The organism is Weizmannia acidilactici (assembly GCF_008974185.1).
Classification (GTDB): domain Bacteria; phylum Bacillota; class Bacilli; order Bacillales; family Bacillaceae_C; genus Weizmannia; species Weizmannia acidilactici.
The window spans coordinates 45,669-57,795 of record NZ_BKZP01000010.1 but is presented as its reverse complement, the minus strand read 5'-3'; the positions used below and the strand labels follow the sequence as shown (position 1 = coordinate 57,795).

General features: G+C 48.0%; 13 protein-coding genes, 1 pseudogene and 1 riboswitch. Of the genes and pseudogenes, 12 read left to right on the top strand and 2 right to left on the bottom strand.

All coding sequences use genetic code 11. The features are described from left to right. Nucleotides 1-2: 2 nt before the first annotated feature. The 6 genes from BpJC4_RS06275 to prpB all read left to right on the top strand — a co-directional run bounded on the left by BpJC4_RS06275 (nt 3) and on the right by prpB (nt 6,169). Nucleotides 3-812 (top strand): PTS mannose/fructose/sorbose transporter subunit IIC, encoded by an 810-nt coding sequence (locus BpJC4_RS06275; RefSeq protein ID WP_151681265.1) that lies wholly within the window; start codon nt 3-5, stop codon nt 810-812. Nucleotides 813-831: 19 nt separating this feature from the next. After that, nucleotides 832-1,743, top strand: a complete 912-nt coding sequence (locus BpJC4_RS06270; protein ID WP_151681264.1) for a PTS system mannose/fructose/sorbose family transporter subunit IID — start codon at nt 832-834, stop codon at nt 1,741-1,743. 218 nt (nt 1,744-1,961) lie between these two features. Further along, a complete protein-coding gene (locus BpJC4_RS06265) occupies nt 1,962-2,342 on the top strand; it encodes a DUF956 family protein (protein WP_151681263.1) in 381 nt (126 codons plus the stop codon). A 300-nt stretch (nt 2,343-2,642) separates the two neighbouring features. Further along, a complete protein-coding gene (gene mmgD / locus BpJC4_RS06260) occupies nt 2,643-3,764 on the top strand; it encodes a citrate synthase (protein WP_151681262.1) in 1,122 nt (373 codons plus the stop codon). A 26-nt stretch (nt 3,765-3,790) separates the two neighbouring features. Next, a complete protein-coding gene (gene prpD / locus BpJC4_RS06255; RefSeq protein ID WP_151697660.1) occupies nt 3,791-5,239 on the top strand; it encodes a 2-methylcitrate dehydratase in 1,449 nt (482 codons plus the stop codon). 15 nt (nt 5,240-5,254) lie between these two features. Further along, nucleotides 5,255-6,169 carry a methylisocitrate lyase gene (gene prpB, locus BpJC4_RS06250; protein WP_151681260.1) on the top strand — a complete coding sequence of 305 codons (915 nt, stop codon included), beginning with the start codon at nt 5,255-5,257 and terminating at the stop codon, nt 6,167-6,169. Between the two features lie 12 nt (nt 6,170-6,181). Here the strand turns inward: prpB and BpJC4_RS17075 are convergent. Then, a pseudogene (locus BpJC4_RS17075) lies at nt 6,182-6,451 on the bottom strand (YsnF/AvaK domain-containing protein); the annotation flags it as partial. Nucleotides 6,452-6,556: 105 nt separating this feature from the next. Further along, complete coding sequence (locus tag BpJC4_RS17070) at nt 6,557-6,700, bottom strand: general stress protein (RefSeq protein ID WP_172967534.1); 144 nt, start codon at nt 6,698-6,700, stop codon at nt 6,557-6,559. Between the two features lie 117 nt (nt 6,701-6,817). On the opposite strand from BpJC4_RS17070, the gene BpJC4_RS06240 reads away from it, so the two are divergent. The 6 genes from BpJC4_RS06240 (at nt 6,818) to BpJC4_RS06215 (ending at nt 12,102) form a co-directional block, all read left to right on the top strand. Continuing rightward, nucleotides 6,818-8,308 (top strand): amidase, encoded by a 1,491-nt coding sequence (locus BpJC4_RS06240; RefSeq protein ID WP_151681258.1) that lies wholly within the window; start codon nt 6,818-6,820, stop codon nt 8,306-8,308. Between the two features lie 82 nt (nt 8,309-8,390). Further along, nucleotides 8,391-9,023, top strand: a complete 633-nt coding sequence (locus BpJC4_RS06235) for an RraA family protein (protein WP_151681257.1) — start codon at nt 8,391-8,393, stop codon at nt 9,021-9,023. An 87-nt stretch (nt 9,024-9,110) separates the two neighbouring features. Then, nucleotides 9,111-9,214, top strand: a riboswitch (TPP riboswitch). Between the two features lie 75 nt (nt 9,215-9,289). Beyond that, entirely contained in the window at nt 9,290-9,613 is a 324-nt protein-coding gene (locus tag BpJC4_RS06230; protein ID WP_151681256.1) for an MTH1187 family thiamine-binding protein, read from the top strand. Then, nucleotides 9,564-10,361 (top strand): ABC transporter permease, encoded by a 798-nt coding sequence (locus BpJC4_RS06225; protein ID WP_151681255.1) that lies wholly within the window; start codon nt 9,564-9,566, stop codon nt 10,359-10,361. The genes BpJC4_RS06230 and BpJC4_RS06225 overlap by 50 nt, the downstream gene beginning before the upstream one ends. Continuing rightward, nucleotides 10,358-11,356: an ABC transporter substrate-binding protein gene (locus BpJC4_RS06220; RefSeq protein ID WP_151681254.1), complete on the top strand. Its 999-nt coding sequence runs from the start codon at nt 10,358-10,360 to the stop codon at nt 11,354-11,356. Before BpJC4_RS06225 ends, BpJC4_RS06220 begins: the two co-directional genes overlap by 4 nt. Beyond that, nucleotides 11,353-12,102, top strand: coding sequence for an ABC transporter ATP-binding protein (locus tag BpJC4_RS06215; protein ID WP_151681253.1), 750 nt, complete (start codon nt 11,353-11,355; stop codon nt 12,100-12,102). Before BpJC4_RS06220 ends, BpJC4_RS06215 begins: the two co-directional genes overlap by 4 nt. The last annotated feature ends 25 nt before the right edge of the window (nt 12,103-12,127 follow it).

Genomic DNA, 12,127 nt, shown 5'->3' with positions numbered 1-12,127 from the left:
TTATGGATTTGAATATTGTCCAAATGATACTAGTCTTTATCGTAGCATTTTTAGCTGGTATGGAAGGCATTTTGGATGAATTCCACTTCCACCAACCAATTATTGCCTGTACGTTAATAGGCCTAGTTACAGGAAACTTAGTACCATGTGTTATCCTGGGCGGTACGCTTCAAATGATCGCTTTAGGTTGGGCAAACATCGGGGCTGCCGTAGCGCCAGATGCTGCACTGGCATCTGTTGCATCAGCAATTATTTTAGTTTTAAGCGGGGCAGGTAAAGCCGGTGTATCTTCAGCAATTGCAATTGCCGTTCCGCTTGCCGTTGCAGGTTTGTTATTGACCATCATCTGCCGTACAATTGCAACAGCATTTGTACACTTTATGGATGCTGCAGCGAAAGAAGGAAGTATCGGCAAAGTTGAATTCTGGCACATCGTTGCGATCTGCATGCAAGGTTTGCGTATTGCCATTCCGGCTGCATTAATTCTGGCGATTGGTGCAGGACCGGTTAGAGGCTTGCTTGAAGCAATGCCAACCTGGCTGACAGACGGTTTATCCATCGGCGGGGGCATGGTCGTAGCCGTTGGTTATGCAATGGTTATTAACATGATGGCGACACGGGAAGTATGGCCGTTCTTCATTATTGGTTTTGTATTAGCGACTGTTTCTTCGATCACACTTATCGGTCTTGGCGGTATCGGTATCGCACTCGCTCTCATCTATTTAGCGCTTTCGAAACAAGGCGGTTCAGGTAATGGCGGCGGAAACGCAAACATCGGCGATCCGTTAGGCGATATTATTGACAATTACTAAGAAGGAGGCGGACAGGAAAATGGCTCAAGAATTAAAATTATCTAGAAGAGATCGTATTTCTGTATGGTGGCGTTCAACTTTCATCCAAGGTTCCTGGAACTATGAACGTATGCAAAACGGCGGCTGGGCATATACAATGATTCCTGCCATCAAAAAATTATATAAAACAAAAGAAGATCGTGCTGCTGCACTGCAACGTCACCTGGAGTTCTTTAATACTCACCCTTACGTTGCTTCACCGATTATTGGTGTAACGCTGGCACTTGAAGAAGAACGTGCTAATGGGGCACCGGTTGACGATGTAGCCATTCAAGGGGTTAAAGTCGGTATGATGGGGCCTTTGGCTGGTATCGGGGACCCGGTTTTCTGGTTCACAGTTAAACCAATCCTTGGTGCGTTAGCAGCTTCTCTTGCAATTACCGGTAACATCCTTGGCCCGATCATCTACTTTGTTGCTTGGAATATTATCCGTATGGCATTCATGTGGTATACACAGGAATTTGGTTACAAAGCCGGTTCCAGAATTACGGAAGACTTGTCCGGCGGAATACTTCAGGATATTACAAAAGGTGCATCTATTCTTGGTATGTTCATTCTGGGTTCATTGGTTAACCGCTGGGTATCGATAAAATTCACGCCAATTGTATCTAAAGTTAAACTCGATAAAGGCGCGTATATTGACTGGGATAATTTACCTTCCGGAGCACAGGGAATTAAATCCGCGCTGGAACAACAAGCTGCCGGACTTTCATTGGATTCCACGAAGGTAACAACTTTACAAGACAACTTGGACAGCTTAATTCCTGGCCTGGCTGCACTGCTGTTAACACTTCTTTGCATGTGGTTGCTGAAAAAGAAAGTATCTCCGATTATCATGATTCTCGGGTTGTTCGTGGTTGGTATCGTCTTCCACTTAATCCACTTGATGTAACAAAAAATGCCTGGGCTTTTGCCCGGGCTTTTTCAAAATCAAATAATAATGGATGGTGGAAACCGGCTTGTAAATATGTCCTGAAAACACGGTACGAAGCGAATTATGATGAATACGGTATTAGCGGCTGCCCAGCACTTTTTCCGGTATCTTTTGCTTAAAGCATTAACCCGCTTTATAATAAATAATGATTAAAGGTAAGAAATGGAGTAGATCAAATGGTCCAATCAATCAACACAAAAGTCGATTTAGTCACGAATGCAACCTCACATATGGGACTTGCAGATTATGGTAAGATCATGATTGGAGATAAAGGATTTGAATTCTACAATGACCGTGATGCACGAAAATTTATTCAAATTCCGTGGGAAGAAGTGGATTACGTGATCGCATCCGTCATGTTCAGAGGAAAATGGATTCCCCGTTTTGCGATTAAAACGAAGCGAAACGGGATGTTTACTTTTTCTTCCAGGGATCCAAAAAAAGTTTTAAGAGCGATTCGTGAATACGTTGACCCAAATCATATGGTTAAATCATTAAGTTTCTTTCAGGTTGTGAAACGCGGCTTGAAGCATCTGTTTAAATTTAAAAAGAAATAGTTTTTTATATGAAGACAGGTTGAAACTTGTCTTTTTTTATCTGCCTGAGACGGCATGTTTGTCGTGGAACCAGATAATAAACGCCGGCTGTTTTTATCCGGTACTGGAACGGGTCCGCTGCCCCTGTCAGCGGTTTTTTGACCTGGAAAAAGCGGATGCAGCCCCCGGAACGTTGTAATTTTGCAAATGTTATGATATGTTTTTTATGAAAGGCATCAGGGATTTTGGCAACAGCGCATCTTTTTTTGTACCAAACTGTAAGTGCTTACAGTTTGACAAATTGTTGAACGGAGGATGGATATGGGAAATACAATGCAATTTGTCCCGGGGCTTGAAGGTGTTGTCGCTGTTGAAACGGGAATCTCTTTTCTCGACACGGTCGAAAGTGAGATTGTTTTAAAGGGGTATGACTTAATCGAATTGTCAAAGTCAAAAGGCTATTTAGACATCGTGCATTTGCTTATGGAAGGCTCGCTTCCGAATGAAGCCGAGAAAAAAGCGCTGGAAGAAAGTTTGAAGAAAAACTATCACGTTCCGGAAGCCGTGATGGAAATGATAAAGCTGCTGCCGGAATCCACTCATCCAATGGACGCACTCCGCACAGGGGTTTCAGCACTTTCCGGTTATGATAAAGATATTTTGGATCGCTCCCATGAGTCGAATTTAAACCGTGCGTACCATTTGCTCGGAAACGTCCCGAATATCGTCGCAAACAGCTACCATATTTTAAACGGCGAAGAAACGGTCGAGCCGCGGCAGGATTTGTCGTACAGCGCAAACTTTTTGTACATGATCACCGGGAAAGTCCCGTCCGAAATGGAAGAAAGGATTTTTGACCGCTCCCTTGTCCTGTACAGCGAGCATGAACTGCCAAATTCCACCTTTACGGCAAGGGTCATTGCATCCACGCTTTCCGACTTGTACGGCGCATTAACAGGCGCAGTGGCTTCGCTAAAGGGGCATCTGCACGGCGGTGCCAACGAAGCAGTCATGGAAATGCTGAAGGAAGCTGGCACGGTGGAAAAATTTGAAGAATTGCTGTATACAAAACTGAAAAACAAGGAAAAAGTCATGGGCTTCGGCCACCGTGTGTACATGAAAAAGATGGATCCGCGCGCCCTCATGATGAAAGAAGCGTTAAAAGAACTAAGTGAGGCGAAAGGGGACAATACGCTCTTTGAAATGTGCGAGGTCGGCGAAAAAATCATGGCGCAGGAAAAAGGGCTTTTCCCTAATTTGGATTACTACGCCGCGCCTGTTTATTGGATGCTCGGCATTCCGATCCCGCTTTATACACCGATTTTCTTCAGTTCAAGGACAGCCGGACTAAGTGCGCACGTGATGGAGCAGCACGAAAACAACCGCTTGTTCCGCCCACGTGTAAACTATAGAGGCCCACGCGGTTTGCATCCAAACGACTAAACATGCAGGAAAGGGGAAAACAAAAAATGGCCGGTACAACAGCAGCAAATGAAAAAGTTGATAAAAGAGATGCATTGGTTGAAGAAATTGCACGTTATGTTTATGAAACGGAGATTACAAGTCCGGAAGCTTTTGAGACAGCGCGTTACGGGCTTTTGGACACGCTCGGCTGCGGTATCCTTGCCCTCCAGTTCCCGGAATGCGTAAAAATGCTCGGGCCGGTTGTGCCGGGAACGATTGTGCCGAACGGGACGCATGTGCCGGGTACTTCCTACGTGCTCGATCCAGTGCAGGGCGCGTTCAATATCGGCTGCATGATCCGCTGGCTCGATTATAATGATACTTGGCTTGCCGCGGAATGGGGCCATCCTTCCGATAACTTGGGCGGCGTCCTCGCAGTCGCGGATTATGTAAGCCGGACACGCGTGGCAAACGGGAAAGATCCACTAAAGATGCGCGATGTGCTCGAAGCTATGATTAAAGCCCATGAGATCCAGGGTGTGCTGGCTTTGGAAAACAGCTTAAACCGCATCGGGCTTGACCATGTATTATTTGTTAAAGTGGCAACGGCCGCTGTCACGGCAAAAATGCTCGGCGGGGGACTGGAAGAAATTATGAACGCCGTTTCCCATGCCTGGATTGATAATGCGCCTCTCCGCACATACCGTCATGCGCCGAATACCGGTTCACGCAAATCATGGGCAGCTGGTGATGCGACGAGCAGGGGCGTTGCACTTGCCCTCATCGCCATGAAAGGGGAAATGGGCTATAACACGCCGTTGTCCGCACCGGGCTGGGGCTTCCAGGATGTCCTCTTTAAAGGGAAAGAATTGACACTGGCACGGCCGCTCGGCTCCTATGTCATGGAAAATGTTTTATTCAAAGTATCGTATCCTGCCGAGTTCCATGCGCAGACAGCTGCGGAAGCTGCGGTAAAGCTCCATCCGCTGGTCGCCGAAAGGCTGGATGACATCCAGAGCATTACGATCACGACGCATGAGTCCGCGATCCGCATCATTGACAAAACAGGTCCGTTACGTAACCCTGCCGACCGCGACCACTGCATCCAGTATGTTACGGCTGTCGGTTTGATCAAAGGCAATATTACGGCCGATGACTATGAAGACGATGCAGCGAAAGACCCGCGCATCGATGCACTAAGGGAAAAAATGAGCGTAGTGGAAAACAAACAGTACAGCATCGACTACCTCGATCCGAACAAGCGCTCAATCGCCAATGCAGTGCAAGTCTTTTTCAAAGACGGCACGAGCACGGAAAAAGTCGAGGTTGAATATCCGCTCGGCCACCGCTTCAGAAGGGAAGAAGCGATCCCGAAAATCATCTGCAAGTTTTCGAATAACCTGGCGACCCATTATTCGGCCAAGCAGCAGGAACGGATCAAAGCAGCTTGCCTGCAGGGGGAAACGCTTGAAAAGATGAACGTGAATGAGTTTGTCAATCTATTTACCTTGTAGAAAGGGTGTTGCACCATGGTTTGGATTGTCAATCAGCCGTCTTCGCAGGAGGTGCTTGCAAAGCGGTTTAAAGAGCTGATGCAGGCGCCGGGCATTTTGCAAATCCCGGGCACACATGATGCAATGGCAGCATTGGTTGCGAAAAATACGGGTTTTGAGGCGCTTTACCTGTCCGGCGCCGCTTATACCGCCAGCAAAGGGATCCCGGATCTCGGCATGATCACATCGAGTGAAATGGCGGAGCGCGCGCGTGATATTGTGCGCGCGGCCGATCTCCCGGTGCTTGTCGATATTGACACCGGGTTTGGAGGTGTGCTGAATGTTGCCCGGACAGCGCGTGAAATGGTTGAAGTGGGGGTTGCGGCCGTGCAAATCGAAGACCAGCAGCTGCCTAAAAAATGCGGCCATTTGAACGGGAAACAGCTTGTTGAAGCGTCGGAAATGTGCGAAAAGATCAGGGCGCTGAAAGAAGTGGCTCCGACGCTTGTTGTCGTTGCCCGTACGGACGCAAGGGGTGTGGAAGGCGTGGAACAGGCTTTGGAGCGTGCAAATGCCTATGTAGAAGCAGGGGCGGATGCGATCTTCCCCGAAGCATTGCAATCTGCCGATGAATTCCGGATGTTTGTGGAAAAAATCAAAGCCCCACTTCTCGCGAATATGACAGAATTTGGCAGAACCCCGTATTACACCGCGGAAGAATTCGCGGATATGGGCTATGCGATGGTCATTTATCCGGTCACATCGCTGCGCGTCGCCGCAAAAGCATATGAACGGGTATTTGAAAAGATCAAAAACGAAGGCACGCAAAAAAATGCCCTTTCCGATATGCAGACAAGGAAAGAACTGTACGGCATCATTTCTTATGATGAGTTTGAAGCGCTCGACCGGTCGATTGCCAAGACGATTCTTCCGGTCACACCGGATAAATGAACATAAACCAGCCTAGAAAGGTTCTCCTTTCCGGGCTGGTTTTGCTGCTTTAATATTACCCGTTTGTCTTTTGTCCACTTTGCCTGTCCCTTTTTGCCTGACGTGGGCTTCCTCTTTTTTCACCGTTTCAGATATATGTTCAGTATCTTCGACAGTGCGTTTACCGATGACGATTTCTTCTGTTTTCCCCGGTTTTTTGGTCACTTCTACCCGTTCTTCTACGATCGGCACTTTAATCGTTTCCGAACCGTCAACAGCTACATCTGTTTTTCCATCTTCCAATAGTAATCAGTGGTAAAGAAATCTTTGATTTATCCCAAAGCGAACCGTTTTGTTCTTTTTGGAGTGTCGCCGAATGATCAACATTGCGCCGGTCCGGTTTTCTAGTTAACCAGTATCATTTCCATTCGTAATGACTGAAATATTGGAATTGCTGTAGCCTTTTGTGGTTAACCGGTCCACTGCATCAATCGTATCCTGCAGAGTTGGGGAAATGCCGACAACTTTTTTGATACGTCTATCTTTCTCCATTGAGATGATATTGGACTTTTACTCGGTAGAAATAGGAGTAACCAGGTTTCATAGACTTTGACAGGAACAGAAAATTCGGCAAATATAGAAATGAAAGCGAAAAATGGAGGGAAAACCATGGAAGAATCAGTCTACCTTTCCCAAGATGCCGTTGGGCTGGCCCAACTGATCAAGCGGAAAGAAGTGGATGCAAAAGAAGTGCTGGAAGCGGCAATCGACCGTATTGAAAAAACAAACCAGGGCTTGAATGCCGTAATCCGGACGCGTTATGAAAAAGCAAGGGCGGAAGCAGAACAGATCAATTTGGATCAACAGCCGTTTGCCGGAGTACCGGTGTTATTAAAGGATATTTCGCAGGCGGTAAAAGATGAACCCCTTGCATCCGGCTCGAAATTGCTGCAAGGAAACCTCGCCAGGGAAGATTCCTATTTTACGGCAACATTAAGAGAAGCAGGTTTTTTGATCCTCGGCCATACGAATGTGCCGGAATTCGGGCTGAAAAATATTACGGAACCCGAGTTGTACGGGCCGGCAAGAAATCCGTGGAACCCCGGGCATTCGCCGGGCGGATCAAGCGGGGGCGGGGCGGCTGCCGTCGCATCAGGAATGGTGCCGGTCGCAGGTGGAAATGATGGCGGCGGTTCCATCCGCATCCCGGCTTCTTTTACGAGTTTAATAGGATTAAAACCGACGAGGGGGCGGACGCCGGTCGGGCCGGGAAGGGGACGGCAATGGCAGGGTGCCGCGGTTGATTTTGTGCTTACACGGACGGTCAGGGACAGCGCAGCGCTTCTTGACGTACTGCAAACGTTCCAGCCGGAAGCCGCATTCCAAACACCGCTTTTTTCGGGCAGTTATTTACAAGAAATCGAACGCAGCGGCGTGAAGAAGTACCGGATCGCCTTCTCCGTTGAATCCCCGGTCGGAACACCCGTCAGCCGCGAAGCAAAGCAGGCTGTCTATGAAACGGCCAAATGGCTTGAAACGCAGGGGCATGAAGTGGAAGAAGCGGAAAACGGTGTGGACGGCAGGCGGCTGATGGAAAACTATTATTTGATGAACTGCGGGGAAATGGCCGCTGAAATGATAGACTTGGAAAAAGCAATGGGGCGCCTGCTTACAGAAAAAGACATGGAAATCGTTTCATGGGTGCTGTATCAAGCCGGAAAAAATGTAACAGCCGCCGAATATGCACGCAGCCTTGCCGAATGGGACACAGCCGCAGCACAAATGGCCGAATTCCATCAAACATACGATCTTTTTATGACGCCGGCCACCGCTTTTTCGGCACCGAAAATCGGGGAACTGACGCAAACTTGGGAGGAAAGGGAAAAACTGCTCCGGGTTACCGACCTGCCGAAAGAAAAACAGCAGGCCCTTGTCTATGAAATGTTTGAGCCGAGCCTGACATTTTCCCCGTTTACACAGTTGGCGAATTTAACCGGACAGCCGGCTGTCAGCGTGCCTGTCCATTTAACGGCAGACGGACTTCCGATTGGTGTCCAGTTGATTGCTCCAAAAGGAAATGAGCACTGGCTGTTTGATGTGTCCTGTGCGATTGAACAGTCCGAACTTTGGGTTGGGACGCAAGAAAATCTGAATTTTTGAAACCGATGCCAAAACAATATTTTCAAAGGTGTTTTTTCGCGGTACAATATAGTAAGAATAATCAAACAAAGGGAGCATGAACATGGAGATGATGATTGAACAGTTTTTACATTTGCCGACAACCTGCATATCCGATGCGATGAATGGAATGAACAACCTCGATCCGGAGATCAAGCCTTTAAACGATGGTTTTAGATTAGCCGGCCGGGCTTTTACAGTGAAAATGCCGGTCGGGGATAATCTTGCGGTGATTCAGGCAATACGGGAAGCAAAACCGGGGGATGTGCTGGTGATTGATTCAAAAGGCGATTTATACCGGGCGATTGCCGGTGATTTTGTTCTCGGGATGGCGAAAACGCTCGGCATCCAAGGTGTTGTCGTTGACGGCGTGATCCGCGATATTAAAGGAGTTTTGGCGTTGGATTTTCCGGTCTTTGCAAAAGGTACAACCGTTGCAGCCGGCGGAAAGGCGGGAAACGGCAAAGTGAATGTCCCAATCTCTTGCGGCGGCGTACCGGTACGCCCCGGGGATATCATTGTCGGGGATGCGGACGGGGTTGTTGTCGTGCCCCGGGAGAAAGAAGAAGAAGTCTATCAAAAAGCGGCGAATAAGCTGAGAAAAGACGAAGAGCGGGAAGCAAAGGTAAGCGGCAACCGCGAAGAGATTTTGAAATACTTGGACAAGATGCTGCAAAAAGCAGGGAAAACGGTGTAAACAATTTTTTGTTGTGCAACCGGGATTTCATGTTACAATAATAAACAGAAGGATTTGGTCCGCATTGATGATGAACAGAGCCGAATAGGAAAAGAGCAGGGGAGCCGGTTTGGCTGAGAGGATGCGGTTTGGCATCGACCCTTTAACCTGATCTGGATAATACCAGCGTAGGGAGCCATATAAAGAATCATGTTTTGGGAATGACTGGCTTTCTTGCGCACGCAATGAAAGCCTTTTTTATTTATTGACCAAAGGAGGAGAAAATCATGGGAAAATCAAAGCAAGTAACCGTTTCGTTTTCGGTGGTTCCGCATATCAAAACCGATGACTTATATGGTGTCGTCGACCGCGCGATTGAAGTGGTCCAAAAATCCGGCGTGCGTTATGAAGTCGGCGCGATGGAAACCACGATGGAGGGCGATTTGGACGAACTGCTTGAAATCATTAAAAAAGCGCAGGATGCCTGCATCGAAGCCGGGGCCATTGATGTGGTCACCTCGATCAAGATCCATTACCGCCCAAGCACCGGGGTGACGATTGATGAAAAAATTGCAAAGTACCGCACACAAGCGCCGCAGCCCGTTCGTTAACGCTTGCCTCACTGCTGCCTGGCTCGTCTTTCTGCTTTTTTTATGGCAGGCGGTTACGACAGGGTTTCATGTTAGTGAATGGATGCTGCCGAAGCCGACGGAGGTGTGGCAGGAAATGGCAGGCATGAAAGGGATGATTTGGCCCAATATTTGGCAAACTTTAAAAGAAGTACTGATCGGGCTAACCTTTTCCATTGCCATCGGTGCGGCCATTGCTGTCTTGATGGACATGGTTCCCATTTTCCGGGCGTTCATCCAGCCGCTGCTCGTGGTCTCGCAAACGGTACCGATTGTGGCGATTGCACCACTTCTCATCGTCTGGTTTGGTTTCGGCCTGCGCCCAAAAGTGATCGTTGTGATTTTGGTCTGCTTCTTTCCGCTGGCGTTAAGCATTTTGGAAGGGTTCCAAACCGTGGACAAGGATCTGATCAAACTTTTAAAGACGATGCATGCGACAAAATGGCAAGTGTACCGGAAAGTCAAATTTCCGGCTGTGCTTCCCTATTTTTATTCCGGCTTAAAAATCGCCGTTACATATAGTGTGATGGGCGCCATTATCGGCGAGTGGCTCGGCGCAAGCGAAGGGCTCGGCGTCATGCTGACAAGGGCAACGAAATCTTTTATGACCGCCCGCCTGTTTGCCATCTCGGCCATCATTGTAGCACTGACATTTCTTTTATATGGCGCCGTTGAAACGCTGCAAAGATTATCTGCGCCATGGTTTTACAGAAAGGAAGACGATCAATGAAAAAAATTTGGATTGTGCTATCTGCTGTTATGCTGCTTCTTGCGGCGGGATGCTCCGGCAGCGGGAAGAAAAGCAGCAGCAAAAAAGCGCTGCAAAAAGTGACGGTTGTACTGGACTGGTACCCGAACACAAATCATACCGGCCTGTATGTGGCCAAAACGAAAAACTACTATAAAAAACAAGGCTTGAATGTAAAAATCATCCAGCCCGGCGACAATATTACCGCTGAACAAATGGTTGCATCCGGCAAAGCCGATTTCGGGATCAGCTACCAGGAAAATGTGACAACAGCCCGGGTGGAAGGTATTCCGATTGTTTCGATTGCCGCCATTATCCAGCACAACACATCGGGTTTTGCTTCCCTGAAAAAGGACAATATCACCTCGCCGAAAGATTTTGAGGGGAAACGTTACGGGGGATGGGGCTCCCCATCTGAAGAAGCTGTGATTAAAACAGTCATGGAAAAATACGGTGCCGACTACAGCAAAGTCAAAAACATCGTGCTCGGGCAGACGGATTTTTTCAAATCGATCGGGCGTGAAGCCGATTTTGAATGGATTTATTACGGCTGGGACGGCATCCAGGCAGAGCGTGAAGGGAAAAAATTGAACATTATCCTGGTGAAAGATTTGGATCCTGCACTTGATTATTACAGCCCTGTCATTATTACAAGCGAAAAGCTGGCGAAAGATGATAAAAAACTTGTCAAATCTTTTATGAAAGCTACTGCGCAAGGATATGAGTTTTCGATTAAGCATCCGGAGCAGGCGGCCGATATTTTTATCAAAGACGTGCCGGATACAAATAAAGGCCTGATCCGTGCAAGCCAAAAATGGCTGAGCACAAAATACCAGGATGATGCGAAGGAATGGGGGGTTCAGAAGGAAGAAGTGTGGAGCAGGTATATGAACTTCCTTTATAAACATAAGGTCATCAAGAAAAAAATTGACATCAAAGCTGCCTACACAAATGAATTTCTTCCTGGACAGCCATGATGTACTTGCAAATTGACGGCGTTTCGAAAACGTTTGGGGGAAATAAAGTATTATCCGATATCCGCGCCGACATCCGGGAAGGCGAGTTTTGCGCATTTGTCGGCCCGAGCGGCTGCGGGAAAAGCACCTTGCTGAATATCATTGCCGGCATCGAAAAGGCGGACAGCGGGGAAGTGAGGCTCTGCAGCCGGCCGTCAGCTGTTCAGGATGCGATTAGTTTTATGCCACAGCAGGATTTGCTTTTGCCATGGCGGACCGCACTGCAAAATATCGTCCTTCCGCTGGAAATGAAGGGTATGCCGAAACGGGATCGTATTTCCAGGGGAAGGGATGTGCTTCGGCAATTCGGGCTGGAAGATTATGCGGACCACTATCCTTCTTCTTTATCCGGAGGCATGCGGCAGCGGATCAGTTTTTTGCGGACGTATTTGTGTGAAAAGCCGCTCATGCTGCTGGACGAGCCGTTCGGAAAGCTTGATGCTTTTACGAAAATGGATGTCCACCGCTGGCTTCTCGATTCATGGGAGAAAGGGAACCAGACAATCTTAATGGTGACCCATGATTTGGATGAAGCGATTTTGTTATCGGACCGCGTCTTTGTGATGTCGCAGCAGCCATCGTCAATTATCCACGAGCTGAAAGTGAACCTGCCGCGGCCGCGCAAACTGGACATGCTCGCTTCAGAAGAATTGAAAAAAGATAAGGATGAACTGTTAAGTGAACTTGCTTCCTTTTTAGGAAGGTGACAAGAATAAGCGGAACTGGCAATGT

Coding starts and splice junctions, on each gene's coding strand:
- BpJC4_RS06275 (WP_151681265.1), top strand. CDS start 3: ATGGATTTGAATATTGTCCAAATGATACTAGTCTTTATCGTAGCATTT.
- BpJC4_RS06270 (WP_151681264.1), top strand. CDS start 832: ATGGCTCAAGAATTAAAATTATCTAGAAGAGATCGTATTTCTGTATGG.
- BpJC4_RS06265 (WP_151681263.1), top strand. CDS start 1,962: ATGGTCCAATCAATCAACACAAAAGTCGATTTAGTCACGAATGCAACC.
- mmgD (WP_151681262.1), top strand. CDS start 2,643: ATGGGAAATACAATGCAATTTGTCCCGGGGCTTGAAGGTGTTGTCGCT.
- prpD (WP_151697660.1), top strand. CDS start 3,791: ATGGCCGGTACAACAGCAGCAAATGAAAAAGTTGATAAAAGAGATGCA.
- prpB (WP_151681260.1), top strand. CDS start 5,255: ATGGTTTGGATTGTCAATCAGCCGTCTTCGCAGGAGGTGCTTGCAAAG.
- BpJC4_RS17070 (WP_172967534.1), bottom strand. CDS start 6,700: ATGGAGAAAGATAGACGTATCAAAAAAGTTGTCGGCATTTCCCCAACT.
- BpJC4_RS06240 (WP_151681258.1), top strand. CDS start 6,818: ATGGAAGAATCAGTCTACCTTTCCCAAGATGCCGTTGGGCTGGCCCAA.
- BpJC4_RS06235 (WP_151681257.1), top strand. CDS start 8,391: ATGGAGATGATGATTGAACAGTTTTTACATTTGCCGACAACCTGCATA.
- BpJC4_RS06230 (WP_151681256.1), top strand. CDS start 9,290: ATGGGAAAATCAAAGCAAGTAACCGTTTCGTTTTCGGTGGTTCCGCAT.
- BpJC4_RS06225 (WP_151681255.1), top strand. CDS start 9,564: ATGAAAAAATTGCAAAGTACCGCACACAAGCGCCGCAGCCCGTTCGTT.
- BpJC4_RS06220 (WP_151681254.1), top strand. CDS start 10,358: ATGAAAAAAATTTGGATTGTGCTATCTGCTGTTATGCTGCTTCTTGCG.
- BpJC4_RS06215 (WP_151681253.1), top strand. CDS start 11,353: ATGATGTACTTGCAAATTGACGGCGTTTCGAAAACGTTTGGGGGAAAT.